This window comes from Pseudomonas sp. GV047 (genome assembly GCF_003058245.1).
Taxonomy (GTDB): domain Bacteria; phylum Pseudomonadota; class Gammaproteobacteria; order Pseudomonadales; family Pseudomonadaceae; genus Aquipseudomonas; species Aquipseudomonas marginalis.
In genome coordinates, this window is the sequence record NZ_QCWA01000004.1 from 509987 (window position 1) to 526843 (window position 16857).

General features: G+C 62.2%; 15 protein-coding genes, 4 tRNA genes and 1 riboswitch. Of the genes, 10 read left to right on the forward strand and 9 right to left on the reverse strand.

All coding sequences use genetic code 11. The annotated features are described in order from the left end of the window. Window positions 1–100 precede the first annotated feature (100 nt). The 4 genes from C8K58_RS13520 to C8K58_RS13535 all read right to left on the reverse strand — a co-directional run bounded on the left by C8K58_RS13520 (window position 101) and on the right by C8K58_RS13535 (window position 4147). Complete coding sequence (locus C8K58_RS13520; protein ID WP_092354939.1) at window positions 101–865, reverse strand: ABC transporter ATP-binding protein; 765 nt, start codon at window positions 863–865, stop codon at window positions 101–103. Continuing rightward, complete coding sequence (locus tag C8K58_RS13525) at window positions 862–1866, reverse strand: iron ABC transporter permease (protein ID WP_027604049.1); 1005 nt, start codon at window positions 1864–1866, stop codon at window positions 862–864. The genes C8K58_RS13520 and C8K58_RS13525 overlap by 4 nt, the downstream gene beginning before the upstream one ends. Then, window positions 1863–2873, reverse strand: a complete 1011-nt coding sequence (locus C8K58_RS13530) for an ABC transporter substrate-binding protein (RefSeq protein WP_027604050.1) — start codon at window positions 2871–2873, stop codon at window positions 1863–1865. The genes C8K58_RS13525 and C8K58_RS13530 overlap by 4 nt, the downstream gene beginning before the upstream one ends. 113 nt (window positions 2874–2986) lie before the next feature. Further along, a riboswitch (cobalamin riboswitch) is annotated at window positions 2987–3181 on the reverse strand. A 36-nt stretch (window positions 3182–3217) separates the two neighbouring features. Further along, window positions 3218–4147: a DNA/RNA non-specific endonuclease gene (locus tag C8K58_RS13535; RefSeq protein ID WP_092354936.1), complete on the reverse strand. Its 930-nt coding sequence runs from the start codon at window positions 4145–4147 to the stop codon at window positions 3218–3220. Between the two features lie 129 nt (window positions 4148–4276). On the opposite strand from C8K58_RS13535, the gene C8K58_RS13540 reads away from it, so the two are divergent. Both C8K58_RS13540 and C8K58_RS13545 read left to right on the forward strand, forming a co-directional pair. Then, window positions 4277–5338 (forward strand): M4 family metallopeptidase, encoded by a 1062-nt coding sequence (locus C8K58_RS13540; RefSeq protein ID WP_027604052.1) that lies wholly within the window; start codon window positions 4277–4279, stop codon window positions 5336–5338. A 14-nt stretch (window positions 5339–5352) separates the two neighbouring features. Beyond that, complete coding sequence (locus C8K58_RS13545) at window positions 5353–5658, forward strand: protealysin inhibitor emfourin (RefSeq protein WP_027604053.1); 306 nt, start codon at window positions 5353–5355, stop codon at window positions 5656–5658. A 2-nt stretch (window positions 5659–5660) separates the two neighbouring features. On the opposite strand, the gene C8K58_RS13550 is transcribed toward C8K58_RS13545, so the two are convergent. The 3 genes from C8K58_RS13550 to C8K58_RS13560 all read right to left on the reverse strand — a co-directional run bounded on the left by C8K58_RS13550 (window position 5661) and on the right by C8K58_RS13560 (window position 8948). Then, window positions 5661–6017 (reverse strand): response regulator, encoded by a 357-nt coding sequence (locus C8K58_RS13550; RefSeq protein WP_108573820.1) that lies wholly within the window; start codon window positions 6015–6017, stop codon window positions 5661–5663. 23 nt (window positions 6018–6040) lie between these two features. Next, entirely contained in the window at window positions 6041–7483 is a 1443-nt protein-coding gene (locus C8K58_RS13555; RefSeq protein WP_108573821.1) for an ATPase domain-containing protein, read from the reverse strand. A gap of 73 nt (window positions 7484–7556) precedes the next feature. Then, a complete protein-coding gene (locus C8K58_RS13560; RefSeq protein WP_108573822.1) occupies window positions 7557–8948 on the reverse strand; it encodes an aldehyde dehydrogenase family protein in 1392 nt (463 codons plus the stop codon). A 103-nt stretch (window positions 8949–9051) separates the two neighbouring features. Between C8K58_RS13560 and C8K58_RS13565 the strand changes: the two genes are divergently transcribed. Beyond that, window positions 9052–9924: a LysR family transcriptional regulator gene (locus C8K58_RS13565; protein WP_098479026.1), complete on the forward strand. Its 873-nt coding sequence runs from the start codon at window positions 9052–9054 to the stop codon at window positions 9922–9924. Here the strand turns inward: C8K58_RS13565 and C8K58_RS13570 are convergent. Both C8K58_RS13570 and C8K58_RS13575 read right to left on the reverse strand, forming a co-directional pair. Next, entirely contained in the window at window positions 9921–10130 is a 210-nt protein-coding gene (locus C8K58_RS13570; protein WP_016970937.1) for a hypothetical protein, read from the reverse strand. The two genes, C8K58_RS13565 and C8K58_RS13570, sit on opposite strands and share 4 nt — an antisense overlap. A gap of 101 nt (window positions 10131–10231) precedes the next feature. Beyond that, window positions 10232–11428 carry an amino acid aminotransferase gene (locus C8K58_RS13575; protein ID WP_108573823.1) on the reverse strand — a complete coding sequence of 399 codons (1197 nt, stop codon included), beginning with the start codon at window positions 11426–11428 and terminating at the stop codon, window positions 10232–10234. A 342-nt stretch (window positions 11429–11770) separates the two neighbouring features. On the opposite strand from C8K58_RS13575, the gene uvrB reads away from it, so the two are divergent. The 7 genes from uvrB (at window position 11771) to C8K58_RS13610 (ending at window position 16847) form a co-directional block, all read left to right on the forward strand. Then, window positions 11771–13786, forward strand: coding sequence for an excinuclease ABC subunit UvrB (gene uvrB, locus C8K58_RS13580; protein WP_027604059.1), 2016 nt, complete (start codon window positions 11771–11773; stop codon window positions 13784–13786). A 200-nt stretch (window positions 13787–13986) separates the two neighbouring features. Then, on the forward strand, window positions 13987–15468 hold the full coding sequence (gene gltX / locus C8K58_RS13585; RefSeq protein ID WP_005789780.1) for a glutamate--tRNA ligase: 1482 nt from the start codon (window positions 13987–13989) through the stop codon (window positions 15466–15468). Window positions 15469–15615: 147 nt separating this feature from the next. Next, a tRNA-Ala gene (locus tag C8K58_RS13590) sits at window positions 15616–15691 on the forward strand. A 78-nt stretch (window positions 15692–15769) separates the two neighbouring features. Beyond that, a tRNA-Glu gene (locus C8K58_RS13595) sits at window positions 15770–15845 on the forward strand. A gap of 50 nt (window positions 15846–15895) precedes the next feature. Further along, window positions 15896–15971 (forward strand) — tRNA-Ala (locus C8K58_RS13600). 78 nt (window positions 15972–16049) lie between these two features. Continuing rightward, window positions 16050–16125, forward strand: a tRNA-Glu gene (locus tag C8K58_RS13605). 182 nt (window positions 16126–16307) lie between these two features. Beyond that, window positions 16308–16847 carry a TetR/AcrR family transcriptional regulator gene (locus tag C8K58_RS13610; RefSeq protein WP_027604060.1) on the forward strand — a complete coding sequence of 180 codons (540 nt, stop codon included), beginning with the start codon at window positions 16308–16310 and terminating at the stop codon, window positions 16845–16847. The last annotated feature ends 10 nt before the right edge of the window (window positions 16848–16857 follow it).

Consider the following 16857-nt stretch of genomic DNA (forward strand, 5'->3'; position numbering starts at 1 on the left):
GCCGGCAGACGGCCCATATGCGCAGGCCTCTGTAGATCCTAATGTGGGAGGGGGCAAGCCCCCTCCCACATTAGGATCCGGTGTAGTGGACATGTCCTGTTCAGTTAGACCGCAACCGCAGTATTTGCGCCCCATCAAACGGGTCCGTCAGGTAATGCGCCTGCACCCCGAATGTCTCCTGTAGTCGCTGTGGCGTCAGCACCTCCAGCGGCTTGCCCAGCGCGACCAGGCGCCCACGGTCCAGCACGGCCAGGCGATCGCAGGTCAGCGCCTGGTTCAGGTCATGCAGGGCGATGAGGGTGGTCACCGGCAAGCCTTGCACGCCTTTCAAAATCGCCAGTTGATGCTGGATATCCAGGTGGTTGGTCGGCTCATCCAGCAACAGGATCTGCGGCCGTTGCGCCAGGGCACGGGCGATGTGCACGCGTTGGCGCTCGCCGCCGGAGAGGCTGCGCCAGGCGCGGTGGCTCAGGTGGGTGGCGTCCACATCATGCAGGGCCTGGCGCACGATGGCGTCGTCGTCGCCGGACCACGGGCTCAGCGCCGACAGCCACGGTGTACGGCCCAGCGCCACGGCGTCGAACACGCGGATGGCGTCGTCGGTGTCGGCCTGTTGCTCTACCACCGCCAGCTGTTGGGCGATGGCGCGGCGGGACAGGTCGCCCAGGCGCTGGCCGCCCAGGCGCACGTCGCCGCTGGCCGGTGTGCGCAGGCCGGCAAGCAGTTTGAGCAGGGTGGATTTGCCGGAGCCGTTGGGCCCGACAATCCCCAGGGTTTCCCCCAGTTGCACCTCCAGGTGGATATCGCGCAGCAATTCCGCCTCACGCACCTTGAAGCCCAGGCCGGTGCAACTCAGTACGCTCATCGCGCATTCCTCCGGCCAATCAGGATCAGCGCAAACACCGGCGCGCCCACCAGCGCCGTCACCACGCCGACCGGGATCACCTGGCCTTTGATCAAGGTGCGCGACAACACATCGGCCGCAATCAAAAATAACGCGCCGCCCAGCGCACTGGCGGGCAGCAGGCGCGAATGCCCGGTGCCGAGCAGCAGGCGCACCGCGTGGGGGATCACCAGGCCGACAAAGCCGATGGAGCCGACAATCGACACCATCACCGCCGTCACCAGCGCCGCGCACCCCACCAGCACCACCTGCACGCGGCGTACCGGGATGCCCAGGGACGCGGCCGAATCCGTGCCGAAGGTGAACGCATCCAACGCGCGACGATGCCACAGGCACACCACCAGGCCGGTGACCGCCACCGGCACCGCCAGCCACACCGACGGCCAGCGCACGCCGCTGAGGTTGCCCAGCAGCCAGAACATGATGCCGCGCGCCTGTTCAGAGCTGGCGGACTTGGTGATCAGGAACGCGGTAAGTGCATTGAACAGCTGCGAGCCGGCGATGCCGGCGAGGATGATCTGCCCGGTGCCGCTGGACGAACCGCTGGCCCGCGCCAGCAGGATCACCAGGGCAAACGCCGCCATCGCGCCGACAAAGGCGCCGGCCGACAGTGAAATCAGCCCGCCGCCCACGCCCATCAGCGCCACCAGCACCGCGCCGGTCGAAGCCCCGGCGCTGATGCCCAGCAGGTACGGATCGGCCAACGGGTTGCGCAGCAACGACTGCAAAATCACCCCGCAGGTGGCCAGCCCCGCACCGCAGGCGGCGGCCACCAGGGCACGGGTGAGGCGGTAGTTCCACACCACGCCTTCATCGATGGGGTCCAGCACGTAACCGGCCGCCCACAGTTTGTTGGCGAGCACCTGCAGCACCACCTGGGGCGAGATGGCGGTTTCGCCGATGGCCACGCCGGCGAGCACGGCGATCAGCAATAGCGCCAGGGCGAGTAAGGTCCGGATCATTGCGGCAGGTCGTAGCCGTCGATGGCCGTGGCCAGGTGTTCAAGGCCGTCGAACATGCGGATGCTGGCCTGCAGCGCGAGAGCGTCGAGGATGATGATGCGGTTGTTTTTCACCGCGTCCATGTTGCGCGTGACCGGGTCGCTGCGCAGGAAGGCGAGTTTCTTTTCATGGTCGTCGGCGGGGTAGCGGCGGCGGTCCATGCGGGCGATTACCAGGAAGGTCGGGTTGGCCTTGGCGAGGGTTTCCCAGCCGACGGCGGGCCATTCTTCATCGGATTGCACCACGTTGTGCAAACCGAGGGTTTCGAGCATGAACTCCGGAATGCCCTTGTGGCCGGCCACGTAGGGGTCGCTGGCCAGTTCGGCGCTGGAGAACCACACCAGCGCGCTGGCCTGCTTGAGGCCTTTGCTCTGCACGGTGGCCACGGATTGGGCCAGGCGCGCCTGGAGCTCATCGTTCAACTGTTGGCCGCGATCCTGTACATCGAAAATCTGCGCCAGCTGGCGGATGCTCTTGTAGATCGTCTCGATACGGAACGGCTCCAGCCGCGTGCCGTCGGCGCCCACCAGGTTGTCCTTGCCTTCGCAGTCGGAGGGCAGCAGGTAGGTGGGGATCTTCAGGTCGTGAAACTGCTCGCGAGTGCCGACCACGCCTTGCGGGCCCACCACCCATTCCAGCTCGGCGGCCACCAGTTGCGGGCGCTTGGCGATCACCGCTTCAAAGCTGGGCTCGTTGTTGGCCAGGCGCTCGATGCCGTCGTTCTGCGCCTTGAACTGCGGCAACACGCTGTTGAACCACAGCGAGGTGCCCACCACGCGGTCAGCCACGCCGAGGGCATAGAGCATTTCGGTGGCGGCCTGGCCGATGGTCACGCTGCGCGCGGGCGCCTGCGGGAAGGTGAGGGTGCTGCCGCAGTTTTCCAGGGTAAGCGGGTACTGAGTTGGCGCGGCGTGGGCCAGGGCGCAGAAACCCAGGCCGCTGATCAGGGCGGTAACGCGTGGCAGCATGAGGCGATCTCCGTGTGGACCGTACGTGGAAACAGGGCAGGTACGGTTCGGAAATACGCCCTCGACCGCTGCCGAACGGGCAGGCAAGGATGCCCTTCCCGGACACCCCGCCGGTTAGTGATTACTGGGCCGGCAGGTCTCCTGACTGATGCGTCGTCGCCACGCTCCGGCCTTCCCGGACGCGGTCCAGTGGCAGTGGGGAGCAGGCTCGGCACCTACAGTTGCGGGGGCAGTTCCGATTGACGCGGTGTACCGCGCTTCGGATTCCCTATTAGTCCCGTTCGGGAACCGGCGCGGTATGGTAGTTGATTAGGGCCAGGCGATACAGCCCGAAGGGGGCCCGGTCAGAGACGAATATCCTCGGGGCCTCGGATCAGCGCTTCAATTCGCGTGCCCGTGGCGCGCTCTTCGTTGCTGAAGCCGTCGTAGTCCGCCAGGTTGGCGAAGCGGATGCCGGTCAATTGTTCGATCTGGATCACGCTGCGCTGGTAGGTCCTGACCTGGCCGAACATCAGGTCGAGCTGACCCAGCTCGCGGCTTTGGTCGATCATATAGGCGCTGGCGGAGGGCTTGCCGTCATCGCTGAGGTAGGCCACCACTTTCCAGAACGCCTTGGGGATTCTGATGCCACGGTAAAGGCGGTCGTCGTCGGCGAACACCGGGCCGCTGAACACCGTTGCCCGGGCTTTCCAACGCTGCGTGTTATTGAGGATGTAGTCCTCCAGTTCCAGCCAGGTCTTCTGGTTGAACCCGCTCATCTGTGGCGAGCAGTTGGTGAAGTGGAAGGTGTCGAGGTTGGCGGTGTTTGCCGCGTCGCCCCAGTTGGGATCCTGGCGCCGTACCAGGTGGCCGCGATCCAGGCCATTGCTGGCATAGAGCTCTTCGCCCACCTGGGCGCTGATCGGCAGGCGCCCATCGTAGGCCCAGGTGTCGTTGCTGCGGACTATCTCCACATGCTGCCCGCCATCGATATTGACGCCCACGTAGAGCGCCAGTCGTCGGGAACGGGACATCGTCACCGAGAAATGCGTGTAGTCCAGGCGCAGCGGTTGGACGTCGTCCGCCAATGCCTCAGCGGCGGTGGGCCAGGGCACTGCGAAGCTGCTGAGAAAGTCCTCGGCGTAGCCCTGTCGGTCCTGTAGATCCTTGGCCGCGGTGACACGGGGCGTCGCCGCCCGGGCTTCCATCAGGGTGGGATTGGTCGCGATCAACGGGCGCAGATCGGCGAGTCGTGGGCGGTGCGCAAGATCGATTTTGGCTTTGCGGGCTGGCATGGGTAAGTCCTCCTTGGATAAACACGACTGCAACATAGATTGATGACAATTGATGACACGGGTTAACCCTGGGGGGCTATCCTCAAACGGTTACCGGAGCTACACCATATGCCAACAGGGAGCCAGCTAATGTGTGATCGCCACCACCGCAACCCGATTTTCTGCCTGATCCCGCCGTATATGCTCGACCAGATCGCGCGTCACGGTGATAAGGCCCAGCGCGACATCGCGCTGCGCACCCGCGCCAAGGACAGCACGTTCCGTTCGCTGCGCATGGTCGCAGTGCCCGCCAAAGGGCCGGCCCACATGGCCCTGGTCATGGGCGCCGGCAAACGGCGCTCGATCTACAGCGCCGAAGGCACCGACAGCCTGCCGGGCAAGCTGGTCCGCGGTGAAGGCCAGCCCGCCAGTGGCGACGCCGCCGTGGACGAAGCCTATGACGGCTTGGGTGCCACGTTCGATTTTTTCGAAGAGGTGTTCGACCGCAACTCCATCGACGATGCCGGCATGGCGCTGGATGCCACCGTGCACTTTGGCCAGAACTATAACAATGCGTTCTGGAACTCGACCCAGATGGTGTTTGGCGACGGCGATGGGCAGTTGTTCAACCGCTTCACGGTGGCCCTCGATGTGATTGGCCATGAATTGGCCCACGGCGTCACCGAGGACGAGGCCAAGTTGATGTATTTCAATCAGTCCGGCGCGCTGAACGAGTCACTCTCGGACGTGTTCGGCTCACTGATCAAGCAGTATGCGTTGAAGCAAACCGCCGAAGACGCCGATTGGCTGATCGGCAAAGGGTTGTTCACCAAGAAGATCAAAGGCGTGGCCCTGCGTTCGATGAAGGCCCCCGGCACCGCGTTCGATGACAAGCTGCTGGGCAAGGACCCCCAACCAGGGCATATGGATGATTTTGTCCAGACCTACGAGGACAATGGTGGGGTGCATATCAATTCCGGCATTCCCAACCATGCGTTCTATCAGGTGGCGACCCGGATTGGCGGGTTTGCCTGGGAGCGCGCAGGACGTATCTGGTATGACGCGCTGCGCGATGCGCGGTTGCGGCCTAACTCGGGGTTTTTACGTTTTGCGCGTATAACCTACGATATCGCCGGTCGTCTCTACGGCGCGAACAAGGATGAGCACAAGGCGGTCAAGGAGGGCTGGAAAGCGGTTGGCATTAACGTCTGACGTGAGGAACAGCCATGCAAATTTCGATCAAGGAAAACGGCGGGCCGGCGTTTTTTCCGGGTTTGACCAAGCCTCGTACGGTGGAGTTGAACACGTTGCCCGAGCCGGACCAGCAAGAGTTACGGCAGCTGATCGAGGCTTCAAACTTCTTTCAATTGCCGCAGAGCACCACGCCAGAGCCCGGAAATCCGGGCCAGGTGCACTACACCCTGACCGTGAAGGAAGGCCAGCAGGAACATACGGTGTGCGTGCTCGCGCCGGTAAAGTCGCAGGCGCTGGATGGGCTGGTGCAGTGTGTGCGCCGGCATATCCGCAGTTGAGGTCACCCCAGCAGTTCCTTCACCTTGGTAATGAGCTTGTCGATGTCGAACGGCTTGTCCAGCACCGCATCGAACAGGTCCGAGCGCTGCATGCCGATATGGGCCTGCGCGCCGCTGATCAGGATAATCGGCAGGTGCTTGACGGCCGGCAGTGCACGGACCGCTTCGGCGAACTCCTCACCGTCCATCACCGGCATCATGAAATCGGTGATGATCAGCGACGGCCGTTCTCGCTCCAGCACCTCCAGCGCCTTTTTCCCATTGCCAGCTGTGACGACCATGAACCCCTCATCTTCCAGTGCGTAGGCAAGGATATCGGCGATCAAGTACTCGTCATCGACGACCAGGATAGTGGCCATGTCAATTCAACCTACCCAAAGACTTAAAAAGCTGAACCAGGCAGCGCTGAATTGGATGCAACTGAGGGGGCATTTCTTGAGACCTTTCTTAAGTCAACGGCTTGGTCACGGATCACCACCTCCAATAATGAGGGGTCATAAAAGCTGTCTCTGACCTTAAGAATGGAAAGCGTCCTTCTAAGTTCAGACTGAATCTCGAAGAAACGCATAAGCATGAGGTTGTCGGCAATGCTCGACAGTTCAGACGCGGGGGAAGTGACCTCCGCGCCGAACAGATCATGCATCTCCCACGTGGCGAAGACCGTGACGCCCCTGGCGCGCAGTTCGTTCATCAGTGCGCTGTAGAAGTCGGTGATCCGTGCCGGGTTGTTGGAGACGCGGGTCATGCCGCTCAAGCTGTCGATGAACAGGCGCTTGATGCCCTTTTCCTCCACAAGGCGCAGCAATCGCGCGCCAAGCCCGTCCAGCAGGCCTTCGGTGGTGGGCTGCCAGGCGATGGTCAGTGCGCCACTGTCTTCCATCTCCTGGATATCGATGCCCAGGGATTGGCCTTTGAGCCGCAGGCGCTGAGGGCTTTCGTAAAAGCCGAAGTGCAGGCCGGGGGCGTCTACCGTCGATTCCGAGAGGAACTTGAGGCCCAGGGTGGTCTTGCCGATGCCCGACGGCCCCATGACCAGGGTCACGCTGGAACTGTGCAGCCCGCCGCCGAGGATGGCGTCCAACGAGCCGATACCGCTGGCGATGCGCGTCAGGTCGGCGCTGTCGGGCGCGGACGGCCGGCCATAGAGGCTTTCCAGGCGTGGGTACACCACCAGGCCGTCGTCGTTGATTTCACACTCGTGCAGGCCGGTGAGCGCGCCGCTGCCGCGGGTCTTGCGTAACTGGATACGGCGCACGGAACGGGTGCCGAACAGTTCCTCGCCCATTTCGATCACGCCATCGACCATGGTGTGCTCGGGGCTGCCGTCATCCAGGCGTGAGCTGGTGAGGAACAACACCGTGCAACCGGCGAAGGCGGCATGCCCTTGCAGTTCGGAAATGAATTTTTTCGTGTCGATCGGCGAGTCAGCCTTTGAGCGCGCGTTCAACAAGCCGTCCACCACCATGACAGTGGCCCTCTGCCTGCTGATCTCACGCCTGAGCAGCTTGACCACTTCGTCGAGGCCTTCGTTTTCCAGGGTGTCGAAGGCGCTGACAAACTGGATTTCGGCGCCGACACGGGAGGCGTCAAAAAAGCTCAGGGTAGAGAGGAACTGGAAAAGGCGGTCGTGGGATTCCGCCAACAGCGTGGCAACCAGGACTCGGCCGCCATTACGCGCGTGATGAAACCCCAGCTGGTTGGCAAGGATGGTTTTACCTGAGCCGGGGCGGCCCTGAATGATGTAGGACGCCCCAGACACCAGCCCTCCCTTGAGCAGAGCGTCCAGCCCTTCGATTCCGCTTTGAAGGCGATTTAGCTTTTCCACAGTGCGATCCTGACCCTAAAAACATGCTGTTAAGCCGAGTGGACAGAATGCTAACGCCATTTGTTCACTGCTGCTACTTGCGATCCAGCCATACGGTCTGCGCATTGCAGAATTCGCGCAGGCCAAAATGCGACAACTCGCGCCCGAACCCGCTCTTCTTCACGCCGCCAAACGCCACCCGAGGGTCGGACACGCTGAACGCATTGATGAAGATCCCGCCGGTTTCCAGCTGGTTGGCGATGTCGCGGGCCTTGGCCGGGTCGGTGGTGAAGAGGCTGGCGGTGAGGCCGAACTCGCTGTCATTGGCCAGGGCCACGGCGTGGTCGGCATCGCGGGCGGTGATGATCGACGCCACGGGGCCAAACAGTTCCTGTTTGAACGAAGTCATCTGGTCGGTGACGTCGGCCAGTACGGTCGGCTCATAGTAGTTGGCGGCACCGGCGACTTTGTGGCCGCCCAGCAGCAGGGTGGCGCCTTCTTCCAGGGTGGCCTGGACCTGGCCGTGCAGCTCGTCGCGCAGGTCGAAGCGCGCCATCGGGCCGACGTAGGTGCTGGCCGAGGTCGGGTCGCCCATCACCAGCGCGCGGCTGGCTTCGACGAACTTGGCGGTGAAGGCGTCCACCACGCCGGCTTCGATGATCAGGCGCTTGGCGGCGGCGCAGACCTGGCCGCTGTTCTGGAAACGACCGATCACGGCGGCCTGCACGGCGGCGTCGAGGTCGGCGTCGTTGAGTACGATGAACGGGTCGGAGCCGCCCAGTTCCAGTACGCATTTCTTCAGCGCGGCACCGGCCTGGGAGCCGATGGCCATGCCGGCGCGTACGCTGCCGGTGAGGGTGACGGCGGCGATGCGCGGGTCGGCGATGGCGGTGGAGACGCCGTCCTGGGTCACGTTGATCACTTCGAACAGGCCTTCGGCGAAACCGGCTTTCTGCAACGCCGCTTTCATCAGGTAGGCGCTGCCCATCACGTTCGGCGCGTGTTTGAGCACGTAGGTATTGCCGGCGAGCAGGGTCGGCACGGCGCCGCGCAGCACTTGCCATACCGGGAAGTTCCACGGCATCACGGCGAGGATCGGGCCCAGCGGGCGGTATTCGATCCGGGCGCTGCCGTTGTCCACCAGGGTGGGTTCCGGGGCCAACATGGCCGGGCCGTGGGCGGCATACCACTCGCTGAGCTGGGCGCATTTTTCGATTTCGGCGCGGGCCTGGGTGATGGGCTTGCCCATTTCCAGGGTGATCATCTGCGCCATTTCTTCGGCTTGATCGCGCAGTGCGCCGGCCAGGGCCAGCAGCAGTTCGGCACGCTGGCTGACTGGCTGGCGGCGCCAGGTGCGGAAGGCTGCGGTGGCGCGGTCGAGGGCTGCGTCCAGTTGCGCGGCGTTTTCGTAGGGATAGCTGCCGACTGTTTCGCCGGTGGCGGGGTTGATCGACAGGGCGTGGGTCTGGTGGGAAATAGCGTTCATGGCACCGTCCGGCTGAAAGAGTGGAATGGGTTCAGCCTACGGGGATGCATGTTTTCTGGAAACTGAATAATATTAAGCAATGCATTCACGATTGGAGAATGACTTGGACCTGGTGCAGCTGGAAATCTTCAAGGCCGTTGCCGAGCAAGGCAGCATCAGCGCCGCCGCACAGTTGATTCATCGGGTGCCGTCGAACCTGACCACGCGCATCAAGCAACTGGAGCAGGATCTGGGCGTGGAATTGTTTATCCGCGAGAAGAGTCGCCTGCGCCTGTCGCCCGCCGGATGGAATTTCCTCGGTTATGCGCGGCGTATTCTCGACCTGGTGCAGGAAGCCCGCGCGACGGTGGCGGGGGAGGAGCCCCAGGGCGCATTTGCCCTGGGCTCCCTGGAAAGCACGGCGGCGGTGCGCATCCCGGCGCTGCTCGCGGCCTACAACCAGAAGCACACCAAGGTTGAATTGGACCTGAGCACCGGGCCTTCAGGCACGATGATCGAGGGCGTATTGTCGGGACGGCTGGCGGCGGCGTTCGTCGATGGGCCGGTATTGCATGCCACCCTGGAAGGCGTGGCGGTGTTCGAGGAGGAGATGGTGGTGATTGCGCCGCTGCACCACGCGCCGATCACGCGAGGGCAGGATGTGAACGGGGAGAGCATCTACACCTTCCGCTCCAACTGTTCCTACCGGCACCATTTCGAGCGCTGGTTCGCACAGGACGGCGCGGTGCCGGGGAGGATCTTCGAGATGGAGTCCTACCACGGCATGCTCGCCTGTGTCAGCGCCGGGGCCGGCCTGGCGCTGATGCCACGCAGCATGCTGGAAAGCATGCCGGGGTTTACCACGGTGAGCGTGTGGCCGCTGACGGACAGTTTTCGCACCCTGCACACCTGGCTGATCTGGCGCCGGGGCACCGTGTCGCAGAGTTTGAACAGTTTTGTGAAGTTGCTGGAAGAGCAGGGTGTGGCGTCGGCCTAGCCGCCAAACTGGAAGGTGCCCATGGCCAGCTTGGCCATGATTGCTGTCGCGCCCAATTGCACCAGCCACAACGCCAAACCGCCCAGGAACACCCCGAGCGCCACCTGCAACACCAGGCTTTTCTGGCGCTTGGCTTGGGGCGCGCGCGGGGTGTAGTCGTGCAATTCGTCGCGGTCGGCGCGCAGGTCCAGGTCGTCGTTTCTCATAGGGCTCTCACAGCAAAGGGGCAATCAGGGTTCAGTCTAGTGGGTTCGCCAATAAAAAGGGGGAAGCCATCGGCTTCCCCCTTCGTATGACGCCGTCAGGCTTATAGAACCTGAACAATCGCCTTTGTTACCGCAGCAATGTTCGACTGGTTCAACGCCGCCACGCAGATACGCCCGGTATCCAGCGCGTAGATACCAAACTCGCTGCGCAGGCGGGTGACTTGCTCAACGGTCAGGCCGGAGTAGGAGAACATCCCGCGTTGGCGACCGACGAAGCTGAAGTCGTGGCCCGGAGCAGCCTTGGCCAGCTCGGCAACCATCTGCTCACGCATGCCACGGATGCGCAGGCGCATCTCGGCCAGTTCGGCTTCCCACTGGGCGCGCAGCTCAGGGTTGTTGAGCACCGCGGCAACAATCGCTGCGCCATGGGTTGGCGGGTTGGAGTAGTTGGTGCGGATCACGCGCTTGACCTGGGACAGGATGCGCGCGCTTTCTTCCTTGGAGTCGCCGACGATGGACAGCGCGCCCACACGCTCGCCGTACAGGGAGAACGACTTGGAGAACGAGCTGGAGACAAAGAAGGTCAGGCCCGATTCGGCGAACAGGCGCACGGCAGCGGCGTCTTCGTGGATACCGTCGCCAAAACCCTGGTAGGCCATGTCGAGGAACGGTACCAGGTTCCGGGCCTTGACCACGTCCAGCACGTTCTGCCAGTCGGCCGGGCTCAGGTCGACGCCGGTCGGGTTATGGCAGCAGGCGTGCAGCACCACGATGGACTGGGGCGGCAGGGCGTTGAGGTCTTCGAGCAGGCCGGCACGGTTCACGTCGTGGGTGGCGGCGTCGTAGTAGCGGTAGTTCTGCACCGGGAAGCCGGCGGTTTCGAACAGGGCGCGGTGGTTTTCCCAGCTCGGGTCGCTGATCGCAACGACAGCGCCTGGCAGCAATTGCTTGAGGAAGTCTGCACCCAGCTTCAGGGCGCCGGTGCCGCCTACCGCTTGCACGGTGGTGACGTGGCCAGCGTTCAGCAGTGGCGATTCAGCGCCGAACAGCAGGGTCTGCACGGCCTTGTCGTAGGCCGCGATGCCGTCGATCGGCAAGTAGCCACGGGCGGCGTGTTGCGCCACGCGAATGGCTTCCGCTTCGGCAACGGCACGCAAGAGTGGAATCTTCCCCTCCTCGTTGCAGTAAACGCCCACGCCAAGGTTGACCTTGGTGGTTCGTGTATCGGCGTTGAATGCTTCGTTGAGGCCCAGGATTGGATCGCGTGGTGCCATTTCGACAGCGGAGAACAGGCTCATTTTGCGGCAGCTCTATGGGGGAAGGGAGGGACGTGTCGCGCTCCAGCCGAATGCACTAGAGCGGTGCACAAACGGGGAGCTAGTATAGAGGCCATCACCGCTGAGGGCGACAACCGAAACGGCTTTTCGGCCAAGTTTTTCGGTTTATTTGCCGACCGTTAGTCTTATTGCAACATTGATCAACCACGGCAGACAGGACGATTGCCTTGAAACCCGTCACATTCGCCACCACTTCTACAGCTATCATGGTTTTTTCCTACGACCCGCTCTGAAACTTCGCGGGTTGTGGTCTTTTTCGTCCCCGACGGGTTTACAGTCTGGGGTGACTTCAAGAGGTACGTTATGTCGGATTTCCAACTAGTCACCCGCTTTGAACCTGCCGGCGACCAGCCCGAGGCCATTCGCCAGATGGTCGAAGGCATCGAGGCCGGCCTGGCGCACCAGACGCTGCTCGGGGTGACCGGTTCGGGCAAGACCTTCAGCATCGCCAACGTGATTGCGCAGATCAACCGCCCCACGCTGGTGTTGGCTCCGAACAAGACCTTGGCCGCGCAGTTGTACGGCGAGTTCAAGGCGTTCTTCCCGAACAACGCGGTGGAATACTTCGTTTCCTACTACGACTACTACCAGCCCGAAGCGTATGTACCGTCCTCCGATACCTTTATCGAGAAGGATGCTTCGATCAACGACCATATCGAGCAGATGCGGCTGTCGGCGACCAAGGCGCTGCTGGAGCGCAAGGACGCGATCATCGTCACCACGGTGTCGTGCATCTATGGCCTGGGCAGCCCGGAAACCTATTTGAAGATGGTGCTGCACGTCGACCGCGGCGACAAACTCGACCAGCGCGAGCTGCTGCGCCGCCTGACCAGCCTGCAGTACACCCGCAACGACATGGATTTTGCCCGCGCCACCTTCCGCGTGCGTGGCGATGTGATCGACATCTACCCGGCCGAATCCGACCTGGAGGCGATTCGCATCGAGCTGTTTGACGATGAGGTCGAGAGCCTGTCTGCCTTCGACCCGTTGACCGGCGAGGTGATCCGCAAGCTGCCGCGCTTCACTTTCTATCCGAAAAGCCACTACGTGACCCCGCGCGAAACCCTGATGGGCGCCATCGAGGGTATCAAGGTCGAGCTGGCCGAGCGCCTGGAGTACCTGCGTGCCAACAACAAGCTGGTGGAAGCCCAGCGTTTGGAGCAACGCACGCGCTTTGACCTGGAGATGATCCTCGAGCTGGGCTACTGCAACGGCATCGAAAACTACTCGCGCTACCTCTCGGGCCGTGAGTCCGGCGCGCCGCCGCCGACCCTCTACGACTACCTGCCCGACGACGCACTGCTGGTGATCGACGAATCCCACGTCAGCGTGCCGCAAGTGGGCGCCATGTATAAGGGCGACCGTTCGCGCAAGGAAACCCTGGTGGAGTACGGCTTCCGTCTGCCGTCGGCACTGGATAACCGGCCGATGCGCTTTGACGAGTGGGAAGCCATCAGCCCGCAGACCATCTTTGTGTCGGCCACGCCGGGCAACTACGAGGCCGAGCATGCCGGCCGTGTGATCGAGCAACTGGTGCGTCCCACCGGCCTGGTCGACCCGGAGATCGAAATCCGCCCGGCGCTGACCCAGGTCGACGACTTGCTCTCGGAAATCACCAAGCGCGTGGCGCTGGAGGAGCGTGTGCTGGTCACCACGCTGACCAAGCGCATGTCCGAAGACTTGACCGACTACCTCGCCGACCACGGTGTGCGCGTGCGCTACCTGCACTCGGACATCGATACCGTGGAGCGCGTGGAAATCATCCGCGACCTGCGCCTGGGCACCTTTGATGTGCTGGTGGGCATCAACCTGCTGCGCGAAGGCCTGGACATGCCGGAAGTGTCGCTGGTGGCGATCCTCGATGCAGACAAGGAGGGCTTCCTGCGCTCCGAACGCTCGCTGATCCAGACCATCGGTCGCGCGGCGCGTAACCTCAATGGCCGGGCGATTCTCTACGCGGACCGCATCACCGGTTCCATGGAGCGGGCGATTGGCGAGACCCAACGCCGTCGCGACAAGCAAATAGCCTTCAACCTGGAAAACGGCATTACGCCCAAGGGCGTGTTCAAGGACGTTGCCGACATCATGGAAGGCGCCACCGTGCCGGGCTCTCGCAGCAAGAAGCGCAAGGGCATGGCCAAGGCCGCCGAGGAAAGCGCCAAGTACGAAAACGAACTGCGCTCGCCGAGTGAGATCACCAAGCGGATTCGCCAGTTGGAAGAGAAAATGTACCAGTTGGCGCGCGACCTGGAGTTCGAGGCGGCGGCGCAGACGCGCGATGAGATTGGCAAGTTGCGCGAGCGGTTGCTGGCTGTCTGATCTGCGGTGGCTGGGCTGGCCTCATCGGGGGCAAGCCCCCTCCCACACTTTGACTCGTGAACACCGTCAAATGTGGGAGGGGCGGTGCGACGATTCGACTTGCCCCCGATGGCTGCGCCTCGGTTTTCCAGAAATCACCCAGGCTGTTACCATTCGCCCCTTGTTTCAATTTCAGTTATATCGCCCATTCGAGACCTGCCATGACCACCGTCCGCACGCGCATCGCGCCATCGCCTACTGGGGATCCCCACGTCGGCACTGCCTACATCGCCTTGTTCAACTACTGCTTTGCCAAGCAGCACGGCGGTGAATTCATCCTGCGGATCGAAGACACCGACCAACTGCGCTCCACCCGCGAGTCGGAACAGCAGATTTTCGATGCCCTGCGCTGGTTGGGCATTACCTGGGCCGAAGGCCCGGACGTCGGCGGCCCGCACGGTCCGTATCGCCAGAGCGAGCGCAGCGACATCTACAAGCAGTACACCCAGCAATTGGTGGACATGGGTCATGCGTTCCCATGTTTCTGCACCGCTGAAGAACTCGACCAGATGCGCGCCGAGCAACAGGCCCGTGGCGAAACCCCGCGCTACGATGGCCGCGCATTGCTGCTGTCGAAAGAGGAAGTGGCTGCCCGCCTGGCCGCCGGTGAACCTCACGTTATCCGCATGAAGGTGCCGAGCGAAGGCGTGTGCGTGGTGCCGGACATGCTGCGCGGTGACGTCGAGATCCCGTGGGACCGCATGGACATGCAGGTGTTGATGAAGACCGACGGCCTGCCGACGTACTTCCTGGCCAACGTGGTCGACGACCACCTGATGGGCATCACCCACGTACTGCGCGGTGAAGAATGGCTGCCATCGGCGCCGAAGCTGATCCTGCTTTACGAATACTTCGGCTGGGAACAGCCGCAGTTGTGCTACATGCCGCTGCTGCGTAACCCGGACAAGAGCAAGCTGTCCAAGCGCAAGAACCCGACCTCGGTGACGTTCTACGAGCGCATGGGCTTCATGCCCGAAGCGATGCTCAACTACCTGGGGCGCATGGGCTGGTCGATGCCGGACGAGCGCGAGAAGTTCTCCCTGCAGGAAATGGTCGATAACTTCGACCTGTCCCGCGTGTCCCTGGGCGGGCCGATCTTCGATATCGAGAAACTCTCGTGGCTCAATGGCCAGTGGCTGCGTGATCTGCCGGTGGAAGAATTCGCCAGCCGCGTGCAGCAATGGGCGCTGAACCCTGAATACATGATGAAGATCGCGCCGCTGGTGCAGGGCAGGGTGGAGACGTTCAGCCAGGTCGCACCGTTGGCCAGCTTCTTCTTTGCCGGTGGCGTTAACCCGGATGCCAAGTTGTTCGAATCGAAGAAACTCTCTGGTGACCAGGTTCGCCAGTTGATGCAACTGATCCTGTGGAAGCTGGAAAGCCTGCGCCAGTGGGAGAAGGACGCGATCACTGCGACGATCCAGGCGGTGGTGGAATCCCTGGAGTTGAAATTGCGCGATGCCATGCCGCTGATGTTTGCCGCGATCACCGGGCAGGCCAGTTCGGTGTCGGTGCTGGATGCGATGGAAATTCTCGGCCCGGACCTGACCCGTTTCCGCCTGCGCCAAGCCCTTGATTTGCTTGGTGGTGTATCGAAGAAAGAAAACAAAGAGTGGGAAAAGCTGTTGGGCGCTATCGCTTAAGCAGTCCGTTGCAGCGACGAAACCCAGGTTTTCCGGGGTTTCGTCGGTAAGTGATTGTTATCCCGGCAAAAAATTTTGGAAAATGTTGAAAATAAATTTGACACCTTTCCAAACCGCCATTAAGATTCGCCCCGTCCTCACCGATGAGGGGCTATAGCTCAGCTGGGAGAGCGCTTGCATGGCATGCAAGAGGTCAACGGTTCGATCCCGTTTAGCTCCACCAATCTACAGGTTCAAGGTCTGGCCACACCGTCCTTGAATCGATCAGCTCTCAGCGCTGGTCAGCTGTACAGAAGGTTTTGTCCCCTTCGTCTAGTGGCCTAGGACACCGCCCTTTCACGGCGGTAACAGGGGTTCGAGTCCCCTAGGGGACGCCAGTTTCAACAAGCAGTTCGAAAGGTCTGCTGCGCCGCGAGGCGAAAAATCCGGGGCTATAGCTCAGCTGGGAGAGCGCTTGCATGGCATGCAAGAGGTCAACGGTTCGATCCCGTTTAGCTCCACCAATTTACAGGTTCAAGGTTTTGGCCACTCCATCCTTGAATCGATCAGTCTCAGCCTGGTCAGTTGTATAGAAGGTTTGTGTCCCCTTCGTCTAGTGGCCTAGGACACCGCCCTTTCACGGCGGTAACAGGGGTTCGAGTCCCCTAGGGGACGCCACGATTACCCGCTCTGCGGGATTTTTAAGGGTCATTCAATTATTGAATGGCCCTTTTGTTTGTCTGGCGTTTGGCCAATTCTCTCTCCCCATTCCCTTTGCTCTGCTGACCAGTGGTCATGCTTGTCGCTTGCTAAATATTATTATGGTAATAATATTCAACCCATGAAAGTCGGAGGCAACGATGAGCGATAAAAAAGCGCAAACCCGCGAACGTATTCTGCAAGCCGCCAGCGCTGCATTGACCCAGCGTGGTCCGGCCGAGCCTAGCGTGGGCGAAGTCATGGGCGCGGCGGGGCTGACCGTCGGTGGTTTCTACGCGCACTTCGAAAGCAAGGACGCCTTGATGCTGGAGGCGTTCACCCAGTTGTTGGCGCGGCGGCGTGCATCTATCGACGATATGGACGCACAGCTGACGGGAGAAGAGCGCAGGGGCCTGGTGGCGGCGTTTTATCTGTCACGCAAGCACCGCGATTCTACAGTCCAGGCATGCCCGATCCCGGCCACCGTGGGCGAGATGGCGCGGCTGCCGGACGCCTTCCGCGAGGCGCTGAGCGAGCATGTGGAACTGATGGCGGCCCAGCTTGCCGCGAGTCCCGAAGACACTGACAAAGCCTTGGCTGATATGGCGTTGATGATCGGCGGGCTGGCCTTGGCGCGTGCCCTGGGGCCGGGCGAGTTGTCGGACCGAGTGTTACGCGCGGCCAAGTCGGCTGTGCGCTAGAAGAGGGTGC

What these genes read in the sequence shown, in the direction of transcription:
- C8K58_RS13520 (WP_092354939.1), bottom strand. Translation starts at nt 865, where the DNA reads ATGAGCGTACTGAGTTGCACCGGCCTGGGCTTCAAGGTGCGTGAGGCG.
- C8K58_RS13535 (WP_092354936.1), bottom strand. Translation starts at nt 4,147, where the DNA reads ATGCCAGCCCGCAAAGCCAAAATCGATCTTGCGCACCGCCCACGACTC.
- uvrB (WP_027604059.1), top strand. Translation starts at nt 11,771, where the DNA reads ATGTCGGATTTCCAACTAGTCACCCGCTTTGAACCTGCCGGCGACCAG.
- gltX (WP_005789780.1), top strand. Translation starts at nt 13,987, where the DNA reads ATGACCACCGTCCGCACGCGCATCGCGCCATCGCCTACTGGGGATCCC.
- C8K58_RS13570 (WP_016970937.1), bottom strand. Translation starts at nt 10,130, where the DNA reads ATGAGAAACGACGACCTGGACCTGCGCGCCGACCGCGACGAATTGCAC.
- C8K58_RS13550 (WP_108573820.1), bottom strand. Translation starts at nt 6,017, where the DNA reads ATGGCCACTATCCTGGTCGTCGATGACGAGTACTTGATCGCCGATATC.
- C8K58_RS13560 (WP_108573822.1), bottom strand. Translation starts at nt 8,948, where the DNA reads ATGAACGCTATTTCCCACCAGACCCACGCCCTGTCGATCAACCCCGCC.
- C8K58_RS13575 (WP_108573823.1), bottom strand. Translation starts at nt 11,428, where the DNA reads ATGAGCCTGTTCTCCGCTGTCGAAATGGCACCACGCGATCCAATCCTG.
- C8K58_RS13610 (WP_027604060.1), top strand. Translation starts at nt 16,308, where the DNA reads ATGAGCGATAAAAAAGCGCAAACCCGCGAACGTATTCTGCAAGCCGCC.
- C8K58_RS13530 (WP_027604050.1), bottom strand. Translation starts at nt 2,873, where the DNA reads ATGCTGCCACGCGTTACCGCCCTGATCAGCGGCCTGGGTTTCTGCGCC.
- C8K58_RS13525 (WP_027604049.1), bottom strand. Translation starts at nt 1,866, where the DNA reads ATGATCCGGACCTTACTCGCCCTGGCGCTATTGCTGATCGCCGTGCTC.
- C8K58_RS13540 (WP_027604052.1), top strand. Translation starts at nt 4,277, where the DNA reads ATGTGTGATCGCCACCACCGCAACCCGATTTTCTGCCTGATCCCGCCG.
- C8K58_RS13545 (WP_027604053.1), top strand. Translation starts at nt 5,353, where the DNA reads ATGCAAATTTCGATCAAGGAAAACGGCGGGCCGGCGTTTTTTCCGGGT.